Annotated in this window: 19 protein-coding genes; 3 read left to right on the top strand and 16 right to left on the bottom strand. The window is 52.7% G+C overall.

The features are described 5' to 3' along the window. The first annotated feature begins 21 nt into the window (after positions 1-21). Positions 22-549 (top strand): hypothetical protein, encoded by a 528-nt coding sequence (locus tag AC3RCL_RS11400; RefSeq protein ID WP_492535385.1) that lies wholly within the window; start codon positions 22-24, stop codon positions 547-549. 304 nt (positions 550-853) lie between these two features. Here AC3RCL_RS11400 and AC3RCL_RS11395 read toward each other — a convergent pair whose 3' ends face one another. From AC3RCL_RS11395 to AC3RCL_RS11345, 11 genes are all read right to left on the bottom strand, one after another. Then, the gene (locus AC3RCL_RS11395; protein ID WP_036661357.1) at positions 854-1,807 is read right to left on the bottom strand and encodes an ROK family protein; all 954 of its coding nucleotides are present in this window, start codon (positions 1,805-1,807) and stop codon (positions 854-856) included. Positions 1,808-1,842: 35 nt separating this feature from the next. Further along, positions 1,843-2,529 (bottom strand): copper homeostasis protein CutC, encoded by a 687-nt coding sequence (locus tag AC3RCL_RS11390; protein WP_015736124.1) that lies wholly within the window; start codon positions 2,527-2,529, stop codon positions 1,843-1,845. Between the two features lie 30 nt (positions 2,530-2,559). Further along, positions 2,560-4,020, bottom strand: coding sequence for a leucyl aminopeptidase family protein (locus tag AC3RCL_RS11385; RefSeq protein WP_015736125.1), 1,461 nt, complete (start codon positions 4,018-4,020; stop codon positions 2,560-2,562). Positions 4,021-4,060: 40 nt separating this feature from the next. Continuing rightward, the gene (locus AC3RCL_RS11380) at positions 4,061-5,050 is read right to left on the bottom strand and encodes an ABC transporter ATP-binding protein (protein ID WP_015736126.1); all 990 of its coding nucleotides are present in this window, start codon (positions 5,048-5,050) and stop codon (positions 4,061-4,063) included. Then, positions 5,047-6,051, bottom strand: coding sequence for an ABC transporter ATP-binding protein (locus AC3RCL_RS11375; protein WP_015736127.1), 1,005 nt, complete (start codon positions 6,049-6,051; stop codon positions 5,047-5,049). The genes AC3RCL_RS11380 and AC3RCL_RS11375 overlap by 4 nt, the downstream gene beginning before the upstream one ends. Positions 6,052-6,066: 15 nt before the next feature. Then, positions 6,067-6,975 carry an ABC transporter permease gene (locus tag AC3RCL_RS11370; protein ID WP_015736128.1) on the bottom strand — a complete coding sequence of 303 codons (909 nt, stop codon included), beginning with the start codon at positions 6,973-6,975 and terminating at the stop codon, positions 6,067-6,069. A 12-nt stretch (positions 6,976-6,987) separates the two neighbouring features. Then, positions 6,988-7,914 (bottom strand): ABC transporter permease subunit, encoded by a 927-nt coding sequence (locus tag AC3RCL_RS11365; RefSeq protein ID WP_015736129.1) that lies wholly within the window; start codon positions 7,912-7,914, stop codon positions 6,988-6,990. A 114-nt stretch (positions 7,915-8,028) separates the two neighbouring features. Further along, the gene (locus tag AC3RCL_RS11360) at positions 8,029-9,618 is read right to left on the bottom strand and encodes a glutathione ABC transporter substrate-binding protein (RefSeq protein ID WP_015736130.1); all 1,590 of its coding nucleotides are present in this window, start codon (positions 9,616-9,618) and stop codon (positions 8,029-8,031) included. 94 nt (positions 9,619-9,712) lie between these two features. Continuing rightward, complete coding sequence (locus AC3RCL_RS11355; RefSeq protein ID WP_015736131.1) at positions 9,713-10,717, bottom strand: asparaginase; 1,005 nt, start codon at positions 10,715-10,717, stop codon at positions 9,713-9,715. Between the two features lie 28 nt (positions 10,718-10,745). Then, positions 10,746-11,906: an ROK family transcriptional regulator gene (locus AC3RCL_RS11350; protein WP_015736132.1), complete on the bottom strand. Its 1,161-nt coding sequence runs from the start codon at positions 11,904-11,906 to the stop codon at positions 10,746-10,748. A gap of 985 nt (positions 11,907-12,891) precedes the next feature. Beyond that, the gene (locus AC3RCL_RS11345) at positions 12,892-13,128 is read right to left on the bottom strand and encodes a ferredoxin family protein (protein ID WP_015736133.1); all 237 of its coding nucleotides are present in this window, start codon (positions 13,126-13,128) and stop codon (positions 12,892-12,894) included. A 292-nt stretch (positions 13,129-13,420) separates the two neighbouring features. On the opposite strand from AC3RCL_RS11345, the gene AC3RCL_RS11340 reads away from it, so the two are divergent. Further along, entirely contained in the window at positions 13,421-14,068 is a 648-nt protein-coding gene (locus AC3RCL_RS11340) for a helix-turn-helix transcriptional regulator (protein WP_009592087.1), read from the top strand. A gap of 223 nt (positions 14,069-14,291) precedes the next feature. Here AC3RCL_RS11340 and AC3RCL_RS11335 read toward each other — a convergent pair whose 3' ends face one another. Both AC3RCL_RS11335 and AC3RCL_RS11330 read right to left on the bottom strand, forming a co-directional pair. Continuing rightward, complete coding sequence (locus AC3RCL_RS11335; protein WP_015736134.1) at positions 14,292-15,380, bottom strand: PQQ-dependent sugar dehydrogenase; 1,089 nt, start codon at positions 15,378-15,380, stop codon at positions 14,292-14,294. A 22-nt stretch (positions 15,381-15,402) separates the two neighbouring features. Then, positions 15,403-16,911, bottom strand: coding sequence for a UDP-N-acetylmuramoyl-L-alanyl-D-glutamate--2,6-diaminopimelate ligase (locus AC3RCL_RS11330; protein ID WP_492535384.1), 1,509 nt, complete (start codon positions 16,909-16,911; stop codon positions 15,403-15,405). 361 nt (positions 16,912-17,272) lie between these two features. On the opposite strand from AC3RCL_RS11330, the gene AC3RCL_RS11325 reads away from it, so the two are divergent. Continuing rightward, a complete protein-coding gene (locus AC3RCL_RS11325; RefSeq protein WP_015736137.1) occupies positions 17,273-18,127 on the top strand; it encodes an SDR family oxidoreductase in 855 nt (284 codons plus the stop codon). 190 nt (positions 18,128-18,317) lie between these two features. Here the strand turns inward: AC3RCL_RS11325 and AC3RCL_RS11320 are convergent, their stop codons facing one another. From AC3RCL_RS11320 to AC3RCL_RS11310, 3 genes are read right to left on the bottom strand one after another with little or no spacing between them, the layout of a single operon-like run. Then, positions 18,318-19,058 carry a LutC/YkgG family protein gene (locus AC3RCL_RS11320; protein WP_015736138.1) on the bottom strand — a complete coding sequence of 247 codons (741 nt, stop codon included), beginning with the start codon at positions 19,056-19,058 and terminating at the stop codon, positions 18,318-18,320. Then, positions 19,051-20,571, bottom strand: coding sequence for a LutB/LldF family L-lactate oxidation iron-sulfur protein (locus AC3RCL_RS11315; protein ID WP_015736139.1), 1,521 nt, complete (start codon positions 20,569-20,571; stop codon positions 19,051-19,053). The genes AC3RCL_RS11320 and AC3RCL_RS11315 overlap by 8 nt, the downstream gene beginning before the upstream one ends. After that, the gene (locus AC3RCL_RS11310) at positions 20,558-21,295 is read right to left on the bottom strand and encodes a (Fe-S)-binding protein (protein WP_041622021.1); all 738 of its coding nucleotides are present in this window, start codon (positions 21,293-21,295) and stop codon (positions 20,558-20,560) included. The genes AC3RCL_RS11315 and AC3RCL_RS11310 overlap by 14 nt, the downstream gene beginning before the upstream one ends. Between the last annotated feature and the right edge of the window lie 33 nt (positions 21,296-21,328).

Raw genomic sequence — 21,328 nt, 5'->3', positions numbered from 1 at the left:
CAAAGAGGTGATCCTTCGCTTATGAGTCAAATCACGATGGCTGAAGCTTTGGCAGTCCGGGCAGCAATCAACCGTCTCATGAATCAATTGATGACGGAACGCTTGAACAACAGCAGCACGATCATTGAAAAAGGGGAAACGGCGGAGTATCCTGCTCGCAGCGTGGATGCCATTACGGAAGAGATCGAAGCCGCCGCAGCGGATTACAGAAAGCTGGATCTGCTGATGGCAATCTCCAACACGACGCAGACCATTAGTTGGAACGGCTCCGACATGACCATCATGGAGGCGATCGAGCTCGCCAAACAAATGCGCAGCGATATCGGACAGCTTGCCCATCTCGGCTCCCGCAAGAAGCTGGAGCGCCAGAGCGGCCGGGGAAGCGGAGATGGCGCCGTAACGCTGTTTAACGTGGCCTTATACGATCCGGAAGCTTATCAGGCGCAGGCGCGCAAGAAGGAACGCGAAGTGACCAGGCTCTCCTCACTGATCGAGCATGCCAACCATACGAGCATGATTACGTTCGACGCATCAAAATACATGGAATAGCGGAAGCCGCCGGCTCCAAGCCTGCAGGCCGCCTCGCGTGCGGGTTTGGAGCCGGCGGCTTCCGTCGGCGGGCGGGAAAGTGCGGGCAACCGCTTATTGTTTGTCGGATACAAACAAACCTAATAGGAAACCAAAAACTCGACTCCAGTGAAAACGGATGACGGCTTACGGTTTACGCCTATCACCTGTCACAAGTTACGGACTTCGCTTACGCAAATATGATCGCTCCGTTTCCCGCTCTCTTCATGAATAATCAGAAAGCCGCCCTTGAGGGCGGCTTTTGTTGCCTTTTCTTACGAATATATTATTGGAACAAGGCTGCGGCTCCCACCAGGCCAACATCGTCCCGCAGTCCCGCAGGAACGATCTCGTAGGTTCCTAGATAGGACGGCATGACCAGCTTATCCGTCATTTCCCGAAGCTGCGGGAAAAGAAGCTCGCCTGCTCTGCTCACACCCCCGCCAACCACGATGCGATCGGGGTTGAAGCTGTGAATGACGTTAACCAGTCCAAGTGCCATGTAATAGACGGCACGATCGATGACCTCCACTGCGACGGGGTCATGAAGACGTTTAGCCTCGAATACATGCCTGGCGTTCACGCCTCCATCGGCTGCGGCCAGTTCAGAAATAACGCTGGTCTGGGTAAGCATCCGCTGGGATGCTGCCAGGCCGATGGCCGTTCCTGAAGCAAACACCTCCCAGCAGCCATGGCTGCCGCAATTGCACTGCGGACCGCTGGGATCAATGATATGATGCCCAAGTTCCCCTGCAAAGGAATTGCTGCCCAGAAACAGCTTGCCATCCAGCACGATGCCTGAACCGATGCCTGTGCTGAGCGTCACGTAAACCATGTTCGTCGACCCTCGGCCGGCACCTCTTACATATTCGCCCCATGCGGCTGCATTGGCATCATTCAGCACTTGTACTTCCGTATTCAGATCTCGTTCCATCCAGGCTTTGAGAGGGACGTTGGTCCATTCCGGCAAATTCGTGCCGTGAATGACAATGCCCTCCCGGCTGTTAACCGTTCCCGGCGAAGCCATGCCTACGCCTCGAAGCGGGTGGCCGCCCGACACGCTGCGAATCATGTTCGTAATTCTCGCGACCACTTCCTCGGCCGTACGCGCTCCGGCTGTCTCCATTTGCTCCCGGTTCAGCAGCTGTCCTTCGGAATCAAAGAGCGCTGCCGCGATCTTCGTACCCCCAAGGTCAACGCCAACCACAAATTCTTGCTGTTTATTCAATTCGGTTTGCAATTTTTGTTCACCTGTTTCCGATAGGTTTGCTACTTCTATTGATGTAAGCTGTCAGCCAAGGATCGCAGTTCAACCGGATCAATGGGCTTCAGCCCTGATCGGCCATACCGGACAGCTGAGCCGAAATGAACCTCGCTCACGCCGGTCTGGTCGATGAAATCGCGTATGATTTCCCACTTCAGGCCATTCCCGGCCAAAATCTTAAGCCCGGTGCCTGCGGCTTGTTCCACAAGCTCGCGAATCCTCGGGATCGCTTGCGGTGCCGGCTGCGGTCCTCCCGACGTCAAGACGCGGGTGACGGCCGGATATTTCTGCAATGTACGCAGCCCTTCGAATTGATCCTCCAATTCATCAAAAGCCCGGTGGAATGTCACCTGCATATCGCCCGTCCATTCCAGCATTTGGGCCAAGGCGGCCTCGTCGATCTTTCCTTCCGGAGTCAGCATGCCAAGGACCACGCCAGCCGCACCCGCCTTGCGGATCGCCTTAACCTCCGCAACCATGGTTGCTATATCCAGCGCGTTATACACAAAGGATCTGCTATGGGGCCTTACCATCACATGGACCGGAATCCGAACGGCTTTCACGACCTCTTCCACGAGACCGATGCCCGGCGTGAGCCCGCCTTCGGTGATCGCCGTGATCAATTCCAGACGGTCCGCGCCATTCTTCTCGGCTGTGATGGCATCGTCCACGCATGTTGCGATAATTTCAAGCAGCATGTTCTTCACTCCTTACTGTCGTTGGTTCGCTTATGCAGGGCGAAACTGCTTCTCCACATAGTCCGCCAGCAGCCTGGCTCCATAGCCGGTAGCCCCTGCCGCGGAGTGAGGGAATTCCCGTTTATACTGGACCGTGCCTGCCATATCGATATGCACCCATTTCATGGTCTCCGCCACAAAATGGCGGATAAACAACGCAGCCGTTATGGCACCTGCCAAAGTCGACGTGCCGACATTCCTCAGGTCGGCATAATCGCTTCTAAGCTCGGATTCATACTCGTCCATCAGCGGCATGGGCCATAAGCGCTCTCCGTTGCGCTCCCCGATCTCAACCAAATCGGCCGTTATCTCTTGATCGCCCCAAATGCCGGCAATTTCCAAGCCCAATGCCGCACCGACATTGCCGGTAAGAGTTGCGATATCGATCACCTTGTCTGCGTTAAGATGGGCCGCGTGCAGCAGCGCGTCCGCAATGATCAATCTTCCTTCCCCATCAGTATTCGCCACCTGAACGCTCAAGCCGTTCGGATAGTGAACGACGGAAGAAGGAAGCATCGCATCCGGCCCCGATAAATTATCCGCTACGGCGATCAATGCCGTAACCCGTACCGGAGATTTCCGCGATACCAGTATATCCATGGCGCCCACGACGGCGGCTGCGCCGCCCATATCCATGCGGGCATCGCTGATGTCTCGGCCGATCTTAACGTTCATGCCGCCCATATCAAAGGTAACGCCTTTGCCGATAAGCACGATATGAGGGTATTCCTTCCCGGATTCCGCTCCATTGTAGGAAATCTCGATCATGGCAGGCTCGTATTTGCTGCCGGCACCCACGGCGATCAGTCCGTTCATCTGCCGGTCGTGAAGCTCTTGACCGCGGTATACATGAAGGTCTACGGGCGCTTTTTTGAAACGATCCTCAACGACCGCAACAAACGCCTCCGGATTTAACGTCTCGGGTGATTCATTCACCAAGTCTCGGGTGAGCTGCGTTCCTTCGATCCGGATTTCCGCCGTCCGGATGACGGCTTCCATATCTTCACGGGAAAGCCCTTCCCAATCATCTTGTCGAAGATGAAGAGACAGGGCCTGTAGATTGGCCGTAACCCCGCGATGCTTATTGAATTGATACAATCCGTACAGCCAGCCTTCCAGCCACGCTTGGAGCTCTTCCTCCGCCGAGATACCTGGAGTTACCCCGACATCGCGGGCTGCCGGTCGGATCAGCACGGCGCTTGATTTATTCTCCTTGAGCAGCGCTCTCGCGGCCGAAGCGCCCGTTCTTCGCACTTGCTCCGAAGTGAGGTTCGAACGTTGCCCCATTCCGGCAACGAGATCGTCCGACTCGTGCTCGGAACGTCCATAGAACCAGGTCAGCGTCTTGCTTTGCTTCCGGGATTCCGTTACGCGGTAATGAGACTCCTCACCCTCATAAACCGCATAGATCGAAGTATCTGCCAGCTGAACTTCATCGATGGTAATGTTCATATCGAGCCCTTACCTCCTTTTATGAGAAAATCGCGGTCTGTTACGCCTTCTTCATGATTTCTTCGTCATATAAATGGCAAGCCACCTGATGTCCCGGCTCAATCTCACGGTATACAGGCGTAATCTGTTTGCATACTTCCATGCAGGAAGGACAGCGGGTATGGAATCGGCAGCCTGTCGGCGGATTGACCGGGCTCGGCAGATCCCCCTTTAGAATGATCCGTTCCTTCTTCTGCTTCGGATCCGGAACCGGCACCGACGACAACAGCGCTTGCGTGTAAGGATGAAGCGGGCGATCGTACAGCGTATCCTTATCGGCCGTCTCCACGAGCGCGCCCAGATACATAACGCCGATCCGGTCGCTGATATGCTCTACCACGCTGAGATCATGGGAGATGAACAGATAGGTCAGGCCGTATTCTTCCTGAAGATCCTGCAGCAGGTTCAATACCTGGGATTGAATGGATACGTCCAGTGCCGATACAGGCTCGTCGGCTACAATCAGATTGGGGCGCACGGACAAGGCTCGGGCAATGCCGATGCGCTGGCGCTGCCCGCCGCTGAACTCATGGGCGAAGCGTTCGGCATGGAAGCTGTTCAAACCGACCGTTTCCAACAGCTCGCAAGCCAGTTTATCGCGCTCTTTGGAACTCAGCTTGGTATGAATCAACAAGGGTTCCGCTACGAGCTCTTTGACTTTCATTCTTGGATTAAGGGAAGCGTACGGATCCTGAAAGACCATCTGCATGTCTTTGCGCAGCGGACGCATCTGATTCTCGTTGTATCCGCTAATGTCGGTTCCGTTAAAAATCACTTCGCCGCTATTCGGCGTCAGCAGTCGGGTCACCAGCCGGCCGGTCGTCGATTTGCCGCAGCCGCTCTCGCCAACCAGGCTGAAGGTCTCGCCCTTATGGATTGCGAAGGAGATGCCATCCACGGCACGGAGCTGCTTGGACGTACCGAAGAACCCTTTTTTCACCGTGAATGATTTCTGCAAGTTTTTTACTTCTAATAAAGGTGTTTCTTTCATGCGGTTTCTCCTCCCTTCGAATGACCTTCCTGTGTCAGCCAGCAGCGGCTTTTGCGATGTTCTTCATTTACTACGGGGAGAAGCTCCGGCTCCCGGGAGAGGCACTGCTCCATGACAAACGGACACCGCGGAGCAAATTTGCAGCCTTGCGGCATATTCCGCAGATCCGGCACATTCCCGGGAATGGATTCCAAGCGGCGCACCTTTTGTCTAAGCTTGGGGACCGAATTAATGAGTCCTTTGGTGTACGGATGCTGAGGGTTCTCAAACAATTCCTCGACCGTCGCCTCTTCGACGACCCGGCCAGCGTACATGACAACCACCCGGTCACACATTTCAGCCACAACGCCAAGGTCATGGGTAATGAGCAGCATGCCCATTTCCTGTTCCGTCTTGAGCCGATTCATCAGATCCAGGATTTGAGCCTGAATCGTAACGTCCAGGGCGGTAGTCGGCTCGTCCGCGATCAGCAGCTTCGGATTGCACGACATCGCCATCGCAATCATGACCCGCTGGCGCATGCCGCCGGACAATTGGTGCGGATAGTCGTCCACGACCTCGTCCGCCCGCGGAATGCCAACGAGTTTGAGCGAATCGATGGCATGCTGCCGCGCTTTTTTGCGGCCGTATCCCAAGTGCAGCATAATCGCTTCCTCCAGTTGCTTCCCGATCCGAAGGACGGGATTCAGCGACGTCATCGGCTCCTGGAAGATCATGGCCAGCTCGTTTCCGCGATAGCGGCGCATTTCTTTTTCCGACATTTGTACGAGATCCTTGCCCTCAAAGCTTACCGAGCCCCCGGATATTCGGCCGGGCGTGTCTTTAAGAAGCCTCATGATGGACAGGGAGGTCACGCTTTTGCCGCATCCGGATTCACCCACGAGCCCGAGCACTTCGCCTTTATTGATGTGAAAATCCACGCCTGCTACGGCAAGCACCGATGAGCCATCGCGTTTGAATTCGGTTTTGAGACCTTTAACTTCAAGCAATGTTTGCGTCACGATCTATCCCCCCTATTAGTTTTTCGTCTTCGGATCAAGGGCATCATTCAGTCCGTCACCGATCAGGTTGAATGCGAGCACGGTCAGGAATATGAGAAGCCCCGGGTAATATACGATATGGGGTGCAATACTCAAGTAGTCCCGACCCATGCTGAGCATGGCGCCCCAGTCCGGTTCCGTCGGCTTGGCCCCGAGGCCGAGAAAGCTTAACGAGGAAGCCGCCAGTATGGCGCCGCCGATTCTCATCGATACGTTGACGATAATGCTGGGAACCGTCTCGGGGAAAATATGTTTCCAGATAATCCGGTTATGCTTGGCACCCATGGACCGTGCTGCCTCTACATATAAAGATTCCTTTGCGGAGAGCGTCACGCTTCGAATGATTCTGGCAAACGACGGGGTCCCGAAGACCGCCACCGCGATGACTACATTGGATAAGCCCGGCCCCAGTATCGCCACGATACCGATGGCCAGCAGCAGGTCAGGGAACGAGAACATGACGTCACTGCCCCGCATGATGAGGCGATCCAGCCACCCGCCATAGTAGCCGCTAATCAGACCAAGAATCGTACCGAGAATTGCGGATATAAAAACAGCGCTTAAACTGACCGCCATGGTCAACCTTGTTCCGTCAATCAAGCGGCTCAGAATATCACGGCCGTACTCATCCGTACCTGCCCAATGAGCAGCCGACGGGCCTTGCATCATCGCATCATAGTTCGGCTCATTCGGAGGATACGGAACGATATGCGGACCGATCACCGCCAGCACAAGTAGTAACAAGATAAATCCGCTTGATATTACGGCAAGCTTTTGCTTCATGAATTTAGTTGTAAACGCTCTGAATTTGCCAGTTGCCTGGCTCTTTGCAAGCATATCCTCCGGCGCGGAGGAATGGACCGTCACTGTTGAATTGTCGCTCATGGGTTCCCCCTCCTATTTCGATGCATACCGGATTTTTGGATTCAGTACACCGTACAATAAATCAACAATCAGGTTTATCAGGATAAATTCAGCTGCGAACAGCAATAGAAGCGCTTGAATCACGGTGTAATCCCGGAACGCGATGGAATCTACCAAGAGACGCCCCATGCCGGGAATACTGAACACCGTCTCGACCATAACCGAGCCGCCCAGCAAAAATCCGAACTGAAGGCCCGCTACGGTCACGACCTGAATCAGGGAGTTGCGCAGCGCGTGTCTTCCGACAACGACGAATTCCCGCAGACCCTTCGCCCGTCCCGTCCGGACATAATCCTCGCGCATCGTTTCTAGCATCGAAGTACGGGAGTATCTCGCCAGCATGGACATAATCCCCGCTCCCAGCGTAAAGGAAGGCAAAATATAGGATTGCCAGCTGTCGACGCCTCCTGTAGGGAACCAGCCCAGCTCCACGGAGAAAATTTGAATCAGGACAAGACCAAGCCAGAAGCCTGGCAGGGAAATACCGGATATCGCAGTCAACATTCCGAGATAGTCCGGCCACTTGCCGCGGTTGACGGCAGATATGATACCAATAATCAGACCAATGACCAGTGCCCAGCCAAGGCTGGTAAAGGTCAGGACAATCGTCGGGAAAAAGCGGCTTTCCAACATGTCCGTCACCGGTAAGCCGGAAGTAACGGATACACCCAAGTCACCCTTCAACAGATCACTCATGTAGTTTACATACTGCTGCCATAGCGGCAAGTTCAAGCCTAGCTGCTCTCGAATCCCGTTGATCTCCTCAAGGGTGGCATCCTTACCTGCAACAAGCCGTGCCGGATCTCCAGGAATCAGGTGAATGAACATAAATACAAGGATGGATACAACGAACAACAGCGGGATTACACCCAGCAGCCTCTGAATTGCATATCTTCCCAAAGGATGTGCCTCCTTTCAACATGCCAGCTTTTAAAATACGATGGGCCGCTTCCTTATTGATTCAAGAGGCGGCCCACCACAAGGTATACGTTTAGCAAGCTCTTCGCTGCCTGATTATTTGACTTCTGCGTTGATCACGCTGATCGATCCGTCCGGTAGGGCCTTCACGCCTTCAAGGTAAGCACGTTTGCCCGTGATGACCTGATCGACTCCGAGGAATACCCAAGGAGCATCTTCCCAGATTTGTTTTTGGATGTTTGCATAGATTTCTTTGGCATCTTCAGCTTTGACGGATGCGTTAGCATCTTTGATCCATTGGTCAACGTTGTCGTTCTTGTAGTAAGCGGTGTTGGAACCCGCTGGCGGGAAGAACTCGCTGCTGAACAGACCTTTTGTCGCGCCGTCGGCATCGCCAGACGAAGGAGACCAGCTTACGTACCACATTTGAATTTTCGCGTTTTCCGGCGTAGCCGAGTTAATCTGATCGGACAGGGTTGCACCTTCCATCGACTTCGGTTCAGCTTTGATTCCGACGAGGGCAAGCTGCTGCTGAATAAACTGCATGCCTTTTACCGTTTCGGAATCATTCTCTCCCCAAATCTCAGCTTCGAATCCATCTGGATATCCTGCTTCAGCCAAAAGGGCTTTGGCTTTCTCCGGATCGTAATCATAACCGGATTGCTCGGAGTAGTGCTGGGTCATGGAGGACATGGAAGAAGTCAGCTTCGAACCCAGTCCGGATTTAACGACTTTAATGTAAGCATCTTTATCAATGGCATAGTTGATGGCTTGACGAACCTTCAGATCGTCGTAAGGCTTCTTCATCGTATTCAGCGTGATATAACGCACGATCGTAGAATCAGTCTTATCGATGACGATATTGGAATCGCCTTCTACTTCGGACACTTGCTCTGTCGGCATAGGATAAATGAAGTCCGCTTCTCCCGTTTTCAGCATCGCGATCCGGGAACCGTTCTCCGGTACCGGTTTGAACGTAATGCTGTCCACCTTCGGAAGTCCTTCTTGCCAGTAATCTTCATTCTTCACAACGACAAGGCGGTCGCCTTGAATCCATTCCTTGAATTTGTAAGCTGCCGTACCTACTGGGTTCTTCGTGATGTCGGCGCTTTCCTTAAGAGCCTTCGGGCTGATCATCAGCGCCATGGCCGTCTTGTTCAAGAAAGCGTTATACGGCTGGCTAAGGGTGATGACAACGGTGTGTTCATCCGGAGTTTGAACATCGGCTACTGTTGAGAAGCTCTTGCGCATTCTGAGGTTGTTCTTTTCATCCATGATGCGATCCAGATTGGCTTTTACCGCTTCAGCATTGAAATCCGTTCCATCATGGAACTTGACGTTCTGGCGCAGATTGAATGTGTACGTCAGGCCGTCTTCGCTGATCTTGTAGTCTTCAGCCAGCACGGGAACGAGTTCCATTTTCTCGTTGAAGCCCATCAAACCTTCATACATCGTGCGAGCACCGGAAATGGAGTGCGTGTCTCCGGCATTGTGAGGGTCAAGCGTGATGAAGTTGGCGTTAATCGCAATGACAACATCTTTGTTATCTTTTGTCACCGGCTTGCTCTCGCCGCCGCCTTCACTTGCCCCTTCGCCGCTTCCGCTGTTTCCGCCGCAGCCTGCCGCAACAATCGTAAATGCGAGCAGCAGCATGAGCAGTGACCATGTTCTACCTTTGAATCTCATTGTTTTACTCCCCCTTTGATGTAGTGAATATCTATAGATTCACTCGCCGCTTCGGCATGTAACAGCCTGCCTGCCGCTTTGAGTTCCTCACCGTTTAAGCATTCCATTCGTACACAGCGCGCCGTTCACCGACAAGCGTGCCCCCATCGTTGAAAATGGCATTTGGAACCAGCTCATACAACCGGTCAATCGTAGACTGATCGCTGTAGCCGAGACGCTCCAGGATGGAAGCGATGATGCACGGCCATACTTGCTCGGAGCCGTCGGATACTTTGAGCGAGATCGCCAAGCGTTCTTTCCGAAGACCGATGCCGTACACGCCCTTCGCGCCGCCCTTGGCTGTCAGGTTGTGGTCCCTGAGCAGAGCTGAGCACACAAACTTGGTGTCTGCAATGATATCCGGATACTCGTTCATCAGCTTCGCCATTCTGGCTGCAGCTTCTGCAGTCTCTGGATCCTCGATCAAATCCGGGCATGCCAGCTTGAGGAAGGAATACCCGATACGATCCAGGGGAAGCGCGAAGATGGGAAGTCCGCAGCCGTCAATGCCTTGCGGGATCGAGGAAACCGGAACCTCGGCGAAATAAGCCAGCGTCTCGAGGATTTCTTGCTGAGCCGGATGCCCCGGTTTGTAATACGTGCTTTCGTCCCAGCCCATATGCTTGCATAGGGCAATCAAGCCGCTGTGCTTGCCGGAGCAGTTATGGAAGATTCTGCGCTTCTCCTCATGATCGCGATGGCGCTGCGCCTTGGCATCCTCATTCAATGGATAAGTTGCGCAGCAGTGAAGCGCTTCTTCCCGAATGCCGGTTTTCTTCAGAATGGATTCCAATGCATCAATGTGGAATCGCTCGCCCCGATGGGAGGCGGCAAACAAGGCCGTTTCTTCCCCCGTTAGTCCGTACACTTCGTCAATCCGGCGTTTCATTACCGGAATTGCCTGGAACGGCTTGGCCGCCGATCTCAGAAAGGTCATATGATGCGGATCGCCCGCTGCGTATACAACCTTTCCGTTCTCGTCTACGACGCTGATCGCGCCGTAGTGCACATTCTCCAATACGTTCCCGCGATATTCCTCTACCAATGGCACAAATCCCATGTTCATGCTCCCCCGATCTCCAGATGAATTAATTCAATTGAAAGTAACGATCCTGTGCGACAAGCCCCGACCCGATGGTGACCCCATGCTCGTGAAGCTCCGAGCGAACAATCGAAAAGGAATCTTGAAGCGGTTCCCAGATATACTGCGAGTAGCACAGATCCGTGATCTCTTCGTATACTTCGGGAAACTTGTCCAGAAACTCGCCGCTCAAAATGACGCTGTCCGGATTGTACATGCTGACGACGTTATTGATCGTAATCGCCATATAGGCAAGGGCCCGATCGATCAAATAGCTTGCCCAGCGCGTTCCGGCCCGCCTCTCCGCGAACAGCTCCTCGATCGTGCGGACGGGTTTGATTTTGCTGGCTTCCGACAACAAGGACGGTATATTGATATACGTTTGGAGGCATCCGGCTTTCCCGCAGTCGCACATCATGCCTTCTGGGTCCACGGTCGTGTGACCGATCTCCCCGGCGCTGTTCGTCACCCCGCGGTAAATCTCCCCCTCCAGAATGAGCGCCGATCCGACGCCATTGCCGAAGCCCAGGAGCACCGTACGGTTGGAGCCGTAGGCCGAACCTTTGAGCTGCTCCGCCAACGCCTTCACCTTCAGCTCATTGTCCACGACAGCTTGAAGCCCGGTTAGTTCCTTGAGCCTCTCGGCGAGCCCCACATTCTTCCATCCCAGCTGTACCGAAAAATTGACGATGCCGGCGTCGACATCGATGATGCCCGGCAGTCCAACGCCAATGCCGACCACCCGTCTTCGGTCGATATCGCATTCGGCGATCAGCTCTTCAATGGTTTCCGCAATCCGGGTCACCGTGACATCTGCCGTTTCATCGGATGATCTTGAAAAGCTTCCGCTGCACAATACGTTACCCTGAACGTCAATGAATCCGATATTCGCTTGATGGCGATCCAGCTCGACGCCGATCGAGATGACCGCCGTATCCAGCAGCCTTATTAAGGAAGACTTTCTTCCGCGGCCGGCCGAGGCCTGCTCTTCCGTTTCGTGAACGTATCCTTCCTCCGTCAGCTCCGATACGATCCGGCTGACCGTTGTCGGACTCATGCCCGTCTGTTTGGCTATGGCTGCTCTTGAAATCGGCTGTTCATTCTTGATGATTTGAAATACTGTGAGTCTGTTCTGCCGCTTCATAAAGTCTTGATCATGCTTTTTCATGAAGACATCCCCTATTTAATTTCACCAGTAGATTAATTAGATCAATTTTCCAAGTAAAAAGATCCGAAATCATCAAAAAACAGTGATTAATATCAGTTTTAATATTTTTATTCTCCAGTGATATTAATAATAAATCGTGTTTTGTAAAAGTGTCAATATATATGACACATTTAAATAAATATTTTTTTGATTCTGGAAATGTAAGCATTTCACTTTTTTACGAAAGAAATTCAATCTCCTGCATACATACATATGACCTCCCATCACGCACAATATGACATGAACATGACGTAAAATCTCCTAAAATGTAGGTAACAACGTCGTTTCACCCCAACAATAAAGCCACCCGAGAAAAGAATGATTGGAACATTCTTCATCCCGAATGGCTTTAAGAGCAGTAAATTATGATATTTTCAGTATTCACCCAGATCGCTAGGGACTTCGTTGCATCATCCGCCTAAAACGAATTAAACCACCCGAGAAATTAATTCGAGGGGGCCTCGAATATCCCGGATGGCTTATGTATAGATCGAAGCATGAACGCAGTTCAAGTCGCTCTATTTTGCACGCTATTGATCTCTTTTAAGTCTCTTATCTTTAATCTTAATCTCTTAATCTCTTAATCTCTTAATCTCTTAAATTTCTTATCTTTATCTTTAGTCTTTTAATCATTCCCACCAGCGGAGGTTTGAGGATAGCCGATCCTTTGGGAGTCCGTTTCTACCTTGCCTATTTCCATTTCGGAAACGGACGGACAACAGAGCGGATAGACTCAAACCGGAGCGCCCGATAGCCGATCCTTTGGGAGTTCGTTTCTCCCCTGTCTAATTTCATTCCGGAAACGGACGGACAACAGAGCGGATAGCCTTAAACCGGAGCGCCCGATAGCCGATCCTTTGGGAGTCCGTTTCTACCTTGCCTAATCCATTACCGGAAACGGACGGACAACAGAGCGGATAGACTCAAACCGGAGCGCCCGAGCGCCCTACTTGTTTTTGTAATATTCAACCGCTTTATCGAAATAATGCTTCTGGTCTTCCGGCAGATCCTCAAAATAGAAGATGGCCGCCACCGGACAAGCCGCTTCGCAAGCCCCGCAGGAGATGCAAATATCGGTATCGATGTAGAACTGGTCATCTCCTTCTTCTATACAATCCACAGGGCAAACGTCAACGCATTCTCCCGCCTTCTCTTCGATACAAGCTGAGCCGATAACATACATCCGTGATTCCACCTTCCCAAGTGTTATAAGAATCTTTTAAATTCTATGACGCACTATCATTACAAAAAGCCCATTACTCATCCATTGCTTGGTTTCTATACTTTTTATACTAAAATATATCATAATTATGTGGTTAATCATGCCAGTTGTCAACAAACCGCGAGAGAACAGCCTCGAAAACGCCCATTCCGGTTGACTTATAGAAGGTAAAGACATAAGATGAGACATATTGCTTTTTAACCTTTTTTGTTGCAAAAGAAAGCATTCATCGAGAAACAAGGCGGTGATTATAGTGGATCAAGAAGTTGCATACAGCACCCGCGAGTATATCATGCAAATGTTGAAAATAAATGGTGAACTCAGCACGAAATCCATAACCGAGGCACTGGGCATTACAGGCATGGCCGTCCGTCGCCATCTGGAGAGCTTGAAGAATGAAGGGTACATCACGTACAGAACCGTGAAGCAGCCGATGGGAAGACCCGTCTCCCTATACAGTCTTACCGAATCTGCAGAGGATTTTTTCCCTAAGAACTATCATTCGCTTGCCCTCGATCTGCTTAACGAGCTCCAGGACGAAGCTGGTGACGAAATGATATCCTTACTGTTCGACAAGCGCAAAGACACGTTGCTAAACAAGTACACGCCGACGGTAAAAGCCGAAACTCTCGAAGATCGGGTTGCGGCACTTGCCCAGATTCAAAATGACAACGGATATATGGTGGATTACCAAAAAGTCACGGATGAAGAATATGTGCTTGAAGAACTGAACTGCCCGATTTCCCAGGTAGCCAACCGGTACCAGCATGCATGCCGCTGCGAGCTTGATCTGTTTCAATCCTTGCTGGAAGCGGATGTGGAACGTACCGAATGTCTTGCCAAAGGCGATAAGAAATGCGTGTACCGGATCCGAAAGCAAGCTGAAGCCAAACAAACATAATATCTGTTATTGCCACTTCAGGCTCCTTCCATACGGGAAGGAGTCCTTTTTTTGTTAAGAGATAAGAAAGTATAAACTTCAGAGGCTTACCTACCTTATCTCGCAAGAAAAACCTCCGCTATATGCGGTCTGTCTTCTGAGAAAGTACGTCGATAGACGTTTTTCTTATAGCACTTGTCCTATCCTATTCTCTTGAATCACGAGTCATGTATGTTTCTCGGAATTATTCCAGTACAAGCAGTCGATCATCCTGATCGGACGGCACGCCCCGGCCATCGGTATTGTTGGTAATGACATAGGTTTTGCCGTTATGGACTTTAACGTCTCTTAATCGGCCTTCGCCTTCCAGTTCGGTCTCGAGCGCGTCTTTCTCCGGCTGGAACCGGTACAGCTTCTGTCCCCGAAGGGTCGCCACGTACAAGCGGTCCTGCTCGTCAAAAGCGATGCCGGAAGGAGCAATTGCCGTTTCGCCGCTATGGTAAAGCGGGAGTTTCATGCCTTCCAACGTATCATCGCCATAAATTTCGGGCCAGCCGTAGTTGCTGCCAGCCGTGATTTCATTAATCTCATCGTGTCCGCCCGGCGTGCCGGAAGGCCCGTGCTCCGAGCTGTAGAAATCCCCATCCGAATTCCAGGCCAGGCCCTGCGAATTCCGATGCCCTAACGTATAGACGTAGGAACCAGCCGTCGGATTGTCCGCTGGGACTTTCCCGTCCAGCGTTAATCGCAATATTTTGCCTGCCAGGTTCTCCTGATTTTGCGCAAGCTCACCCTCGCCCGAATCTCCCGTCGTAACATAGAGCATCTCGTCGGGACCAATCGCGATTCTGCCGCCATTATGGACGTTGGAGCCGGGAATGGACTCAAGGAAGACTTGGGACTCTGTCCATTGGTTTCCCTTCAACTCCAGCAGGACCAGCCGGTTCATGAGCGCTCCACCCTGATCATAGGTATGATAGGCGAAGGCTTTTCCGGAATCCTGAAAATCAGGAGTTAATGCAAAACCCAGAAATCCCCCTTCTCCTTGATGCGAAACCGGCTTCTCGGTATGTACCGATTGTCTGTTCAATGTGCCGTCCTTGATCTGAACGATATTCCCTTCCCGCTCGCTGATATAAATTGTCTCGCCGTCAAAATCGATGGACCAAGGCGTTCTCAATTGCTCGGCAAGCACCTGATAGGATGAATCCGGAGTCGCTTCCCGCCTCTCCTCCTGCGTTCCTTCGTTCGCCGAAGGGGACGACTGGCTTGTACAAGCAGCAAGTAGCAGCAGCGCTGCTGTAAACATCATGCCGAACGTCTTTCGTTTCAAATCCAGCACCTCCCAGGTTTGTTTAGGGTTCCGGTGTCATAATCAGGATGTCCTGCTCTATGCCCTGCAAAGAACTCATCACGATATCCTCATCGCTAAACGATTCGATCCGGCTGCCCGTAACATAACGGGTTTCGTGCCCTCGTCCGGTTATAATAATCCTGTCCTCGTCACCGGCCATTTCCACTGCGCGTTGAATCGCTTCTTTGCGATCTAAGACAACCTCCCAGTTTCCCGATTCGCGGGAAGTTAAGCCGCCCAGCATCTCGGCCATGATCTGCTCCGGATCCTCCGAAAACGGATTGTCGGCCGTGAACAATACATAATCCGCATACGAAGATGCAATATCGGCCATGATCGGCCGTTTCGATCGGTCCCGCTCGCCCCGGCAGCCCATCACGCATATCATTTTGCCTGAAGTAATGGCCTTGGCGGATTGCAAGGTTGCCTTAAGACCGTCCGGATTATGCGCATAATCGACCACCACGCCAAAACGGCGTCCTGTTTGTATTTCTTGAAACCGGCCATGAACCCCTGCAAATTGTCCCAAACTTTCGCGGATTTCTTCCAGCGGTATCCCTTCCAGCAGGCAGGTCGTCATGGCGGCCAGCGCGTTGTAAATGTTGTGTGCTCCATGCACCTTCAGATTAACTTCGCTGCTTCCCCAAGGCGTTTCTGCATGAAAGGCGCAGCCTTCCCTTGTGTGATGAATGTGCGTTGCCCGGACATCCGCCTGATTCTGAATGCCATAGGTTATGATCTGAGCGGATGTGCGTTTAGCGTAATAAGAGGATGCATCATCGTCAGCGTTCAAGACGGCCTTCTTCAGCATGTCACGGTTACTGTTGCCCAGTTGGGCGAACAGCAGCTCCTTCGTATTGCGATAGCTCTCCATTGTCTTATGGAAATCCAGATGATCATGCGATAAATTCGTGAAGACGACGGTCTGAAAATCGCATCCGCGGACCCTGCCCATATCCAATCCGTGCGAAGATACCTCCAGAACACCGTATTCTCCGCCATGCGAGATCATCGTATGAAAATAACGCATAAGTTGGATCGTATCCGGCGTTGTATTCAGCGTCTTCTCCGCATGATTTCCGATTTTCATATACAAGGTGCCGATGATCCCTGTTTTGCGGCGGGCGTCGTTAAGTATTTTATCTACCATATGGGTCGTCGTTGTCTTGCCGTTCGTCCCGGTAATCCCGATCAATTTCAAACGCTGCGTAGGATCGCCATAAAAAGCGTTTGCGAGAATCGGCAGGATTCTTCTGGTGTCCGGTACGGTTATCAGTGTTACGTTTTCAGACAGTCCCGAAAGCTCCCGCTCGGCCACGATGGCTACAGCCCCGTTTCGTATCGCCTGCTCGGCGTAATCGTGGCCGTCCACGTGATATCCCGGAACGCAGACGAACATGCCGCCTGGCCGGATTTCTCTTGAATCTGTATCCAGGTTCGTGATATCCACGGAAAGACTGCCCGTAATCGTCTTAAGGATCAACCGCTCCGTCAGTGATTTTAGAATCATGTCAGCTTCCTCATCTCGTGATGTAATCATAATCCCAGGGTCTGGTGGCAGTGTGATGTATAAGATGTAGAATTTACGACTATGTATCGTTTTAACCAGCATTTCTAATTAACCTAACCAAGCAAGGGCATTCTGAAACTGAATTAGCGGACTTTGTTCTGCTACGGCCCGATTTCTTTGGAGGAGTTCACTTTATGCGCTTACGCCATATCACATCTAACAAAGTGGTGACTGGATTCGCTAACCATGTTACCCTGAAAGTAAGCGGTTGCATTAAGCATGACGATGTATGCAGCCTGTTCTATAAAGAACGCGGACAAAGGATCTGAAAATCCATATCTGCCTGAAAGGGGATCTTTCGATGGGACCGTTCACCGACGATTTGCTTCGCCATAAAGTCGTTTTAATTACGGGAGGCGCCACGGGCCTGGGGCGCGCCATGGGAGAGAAATTCGCGTTGCTGGGCGCAAAGCTCGCCATATGCGGACGCCGGGAAGAAGTGCTGCAGCAGACCGCTGAGGAATTAAAGCAGAAGGGCTGCGAGGTATGGTACAAAAGCTGCGATGTTCGCGACCCTGCGCAAATCTCGGCTCTTGTTGAAGCGGCAGAGCAGCATTACGGAGGCATTGATGTGCTTGTCAACAATGCGGCCGGGAACTTTATCAGCCCCACGGAGCGCCTTTCTCCTCGGGCTGTGGATGCCGTGCTCAACATCGTCCTGCACGGCACCTTCTATGCCACCCTGGAGGTCGGCAAACGCTGGATTGAGCAAGGCAAAGGCGGGACGATGCTCAACATTGTCACCACGTACGCTTCAACAGGCTCAGGCTACGTTGTCCCGTCCGCGGCTGCCAAAGCAGGCGTGCTTGCGCTGACACGTTCCTTGGCCGTGGAATGGGCCCCGTACGGCATACGCCAGGTAGCCATCGCCCCGGGTCCGTTCCCAACCGAAGGCGCCTGGTCAAGATTATCCCCTACGCCGGAACTGGAACAGAAAATGATCGACCGCATCCCCCTCAAGCGCGTTGGCGATCCAGAAGAATTGGCTAATCTCGCCGCCTATCTGATTTCCGATTATGCCGGCTATATTAATGGCGACGTGATCACCATCGACGGCGGCGAATGGCTGCAAGGGGCAGGGCAGTTCAACGACTTATCGGAAGTGACCCATGAGCAGTGGGATCGGCTGGCCGAGCTGACGCGCAAAGGCAAATAGGATATACGCAAGAAAAGCAGCTATCCATCTACTTTCACCGAAGACGGAAACGGAAGAAGGAATAGGTGTGAATCGAGTTTTCAGTTTCTCTGAAAACGTATGTATCTCTATAATCTAAATGAGCCCCAAGCCGGGAGCATCCAACGGACTGCTCCCGGCTTGGGGCTCATCTTGCATTAAAGATTAAATATTATGTTTCGTAGGAATCTACCAGCAAGGCATATACGATGCCGGGTCCGTGAACGCCAATCGTCAGATCGTTCTCGATATCGGCGGAACGGCTCGGACCCGATATGAAATGGATTCCTGCTGGCAGCTGCTCACGTCCGGCCTGATCGAACTGAACGAGAATCTCGCCTAATCGGGTAACCATTCGCTCGACTGGAATAATAGCCATCAGCACGGTCGGCAGCAGGCTGACCGAACGGCCCTTATGCGGGGCGGACTTCACCGTAATCGAACCGGTGTAAGCCGCAGCGTAATCGGCCATGACAACGCCGAAGTCGGCTCTGGCAGCGACTGCCTTCCAGTCGGTGTCCGCCGCTTCGTTCCAGGAGAGAACCAGCGCATCCGGCAGACTCTCTTCCAGGCCCAGTCGATCCAGCGCGTCCTCCTGCTGACGAAGAATCGTAGCTGCGCTCATCTCCATCGCTTTATCCCTGATAAACCGGGTGACCTCATCGCGATGGCTCAGTCTGACCACATGGCCTCCGGCTGCTTCAAAGTTCGCGGTAAACTGCGTAATTTTCTCCTCGAGCGACCAATTAAATTCTTTCCAGAAATCCGGGGCACCGCGGAAAGGGTGCTCCGGAGCGGAGCGAATCCGATCTCTACCCAGCTTCGCGGCGATCCCATCCATGAACAACTCCTGCTTCCTGCGGGATTGTTCTTCTAAACGGGTTAACCAGCCGCGATCGGTTTCGTTAGTCATGCGCGTTCTCCCCCTTTCCGGATTTCTGCTGGCGAAGCCGCTCGCTCAACCGATCGGCGATTACAGGATCCATGGTCCCCGAGGTTCTGCGAATATCCTGCTCCATTTCGGGCCATCGATCACGGAAGGAATGTTTGGGGAGGCTTGGGGTCACCCTGTACGAATTCCATCCCTTCAAAGGACCGATTCTCGTTCGGATCTCGCCGCCCCGCACGACCAGCTTCTGACCCCATTTTCCGAGGGATACCACGCTGCGGTAACGCTTGGCATTACCCATGACCGCCGAGAAGCCTTTCATCCCCATCGCTTCCAGCTTATCGCCGCGTCCGGCTTCAATCTTCCGGCGGCGCAAGGATACCAGCATGTCATGCAGCGGGATCTTGACCGGGCATGCTTCATAACAGGCGCCGCACAGGCTGGATGCGTTGGCGATATCGTCCCATTCCGCGACGTTTTTGTTCAAGGCCGGCGTTAATACGGCACCGATTGGGCCGCTATACGTGCCTCCATAGGCGTGCCCGCCAATATGGCGATATACCGGACAAGCATTCAGGCAGGCGCCACATCGTATGCAATTGAGCAGCTCCTGGAATTCCGGATCGCCGAGCTGGAGAGAGCGCCCGTTATCAATTATGATAATATGCATTTCGTCTGGTCCATCGGCATCCAGCTCTCTCTTCGGCCCGCTGATGCCGGACATGTATACCGTCAGTTTCTGGCCGGTCGCGGACCGCGGCAGCAAGGTTGCCATTACCTCGAGGTCAGACCATGAAGGAATAATCCGCTCCATGCCCATTAGGGTGATCTGCGTCTTCGGCACGGTGGTCACCATCCGGGCATTGCCTTCATTCTCGAACAGGACCATCGACCCCGTCTCCGCGATGGCAAAATTACAGCCCGTCATGCCAATGTCCGCTTCGAGAAATTTCTCGCGCAGTTTCATGCGGACGAAACCCGCCATAATCGCCGTATCCGGCGGCAGCGCTTCGCCCGCCTCCGCGGACAGCAGCTCTGCGATCTGATAACGGTTTTTGTGGATGGCGGGAATTATAATATGGGAAGGCGTTTCATCCGCAAGCTGAATGATGTACTCGCCGAGATCCGTTTCCACGGCCTCCACCCCGATGGAATCCAGTGCCTTGTTCAGGTGCAGCTCCTCGGACACCATCGATTTCGATTTGACGACGGATTTGGCCGACTTATGCTCCGCAATCTGCAGGGAGATCGCAACCGCTTCTTCTGCCGTCTCCGCAAAATGGACATGTGCTCCGTTCGCCCTGGCCTGCTCGGCAAACTCATTCAAATAATAATCCAAATGCGCAATGGTATGGAGCCGGATCTGGCGCCCCCGTTCCCTCCACGCATCCCAGTTCCCATGCTCCTCCGACGCCAGCTTTTTACCAAGCCGCAGCCGTTCTGTCGTAAACTTCACCGCATTGCGCAGAAATTCATTGTTCAGAGCGTAACCCGCACGCTCCTTCACCGTCTGCGCTTTCGTCTCAGCTGTGCTCATGCACGCTCACCCCCTCGTACAAAAGCTCGGCCAAATGCTTGACCTGAACCTTCTCGCCCCGGTGTCGCAAATTGCCGGCAATGTTCATGAGGCAGGCCATGTCAAGTCCGACCAGCACGGACGCCTCGGTTTCCAGCACATGATCGCTTTTCTCCGTTACCATCGCGCCCGAAATATCCGCCATTTTCACGGCAAACGTTCCCCCGAACCCGCAGCAATCCTCGGCAAACGGCAAAGGGACGAGCTCCAGCCCTTTGACGTGACTCAGCAGTTTCATCGGTTCGTCCTTCACCCCGAGAAGGCGGCTGCCGTGGCAGGAAGGATGATAGGTTACCTTGCGCGGATAGACGGCGCCAACATCGGTCACGCCCAGCACGTCGACGAGGAATTGCGTAAACTCATAGCATTTGGATTGAAGCGCTTTCGCTTTATCCAGGTAAACGGGATCGTCCTTGAACAAATCCGGATAATGATGAATCATATACGTGCAGGACCCCGAAGGGGACACCACAAAGTCGCTGTCGTCAAAAGCGTCCAAAATCGTCCTGGCGCTAATGCGCGCCTCTTCCCAATAACCGCTGTTGTAGGCAGGTTGGCCGCAGCAGGTCTGGATTTCCGGGAATTCCAGCTGCACGCCGTACCTTGCGAACAGTCTTGCCATCGATTCAGCTACCCGCGGGAACAAGGCATCGCTGAGACAAGTGACAAACAATGAAATCTTCAACCTCTTCACCCCGCTAATCGTCAGGATAGGCCG

The organism is Paenibacillus sp. MT86 (assembly GCF_058792535.1).
Note: the sequence above shows the minus strand (reverse complement) of the source record. Positions and strands in the feature narration are given on the sequence as shown.

Coding starts and splice junctions, on each gene's coding strand:
- AC3RCL_RS11400 (WP_492535385.1), top strand. CDS start 22: ATGAGTCAAATCACGATGGCTGAAGCTTTGGCAGTCCGGGCAGCAATC.
- AC3RCL_RS11390 (WP_015736124.1), bottom strand. CDS start 2,529: ATGCTGCTTGAAATTATCGCAACATGCGTGGACGATGCCATCACAGCC.
- AC3RCL_RS11385 (WP_015736125.1), bottom strand. CDS start 4,020: ATGAACATTACCATCGATGAAGTTCAGCTGGCAGATACTTCGATCTAT.
- AC3RCL_RS11380 (WP_015736126.1), bottom strand. CDS start 5,050: ATGAAAGAAACACCTTTATTAGAAGTAAAAAACTTGCAGAAATCATTC.
- AC3RCL_RS11370 (WP_015736128.1), bottom strand. CDS start 6,975: ATGAGCGACAATTCAACAGTGACGGTCCATTCCTCCGCGCCGGAGGAT.
- AC3RCL_RS11360 (WP_015736130.1), bottom strand. CDS start 9,618: ATGAGATTCAAAGGTAGAACATGGTCACTGCTCATGCTGCTGCTCGCA.
- AC3RCL_RS11355 (WP_015736131.1), bottom strand. CDS start 10,717: ATGGGATTTGTGCCATTGGTAGAGGAATATCGCGGGAACGTATTGGAG.
- AC3RCL_RS11350 (WP_015736132.1), bottom strand. CDS start 11,906: ATGAAAAAGCATGATCAAGACTTTATGAAGCGGCAGAACAGACTCACA.
- AC3RCL_RS11345 (WP_015736133.1), bottom strand. CDS start 13,128: ATGTATGTTATCGGCTCAGCTTGTATCGAAGAGAAGGCGGGAGAATGC.
- AC3RCL_RS11330 (WP_492535384.1), bottom strand. CDS start 16,911: ATGATTCTAAAATCACTGACGGAGCGGTTGATCCTTAAGACGATTACG.
- AC3RCL_RS11325 (WP_015736137.1), top strand. CDS start 17,273: ATGGGACCGTTCACCGACGATTTGCTTCGCCATAAAGTCGTTTTAATT.
- AC3RCL_RS11320 (WP_015736138.1), bottom strand. CDS start 19,058: ATGACTAACGAAACCGATCGCGGCTGGTTAACCCGTTTAGAAGAACAA.
- AC3RCL_RS11315 (WP_015736139.1), bottom strand. CDS start 20,571: ATGAGCACAGCTGAGACGAAAGCGCAGACGGTGAAGGAGCGTGCGGGT.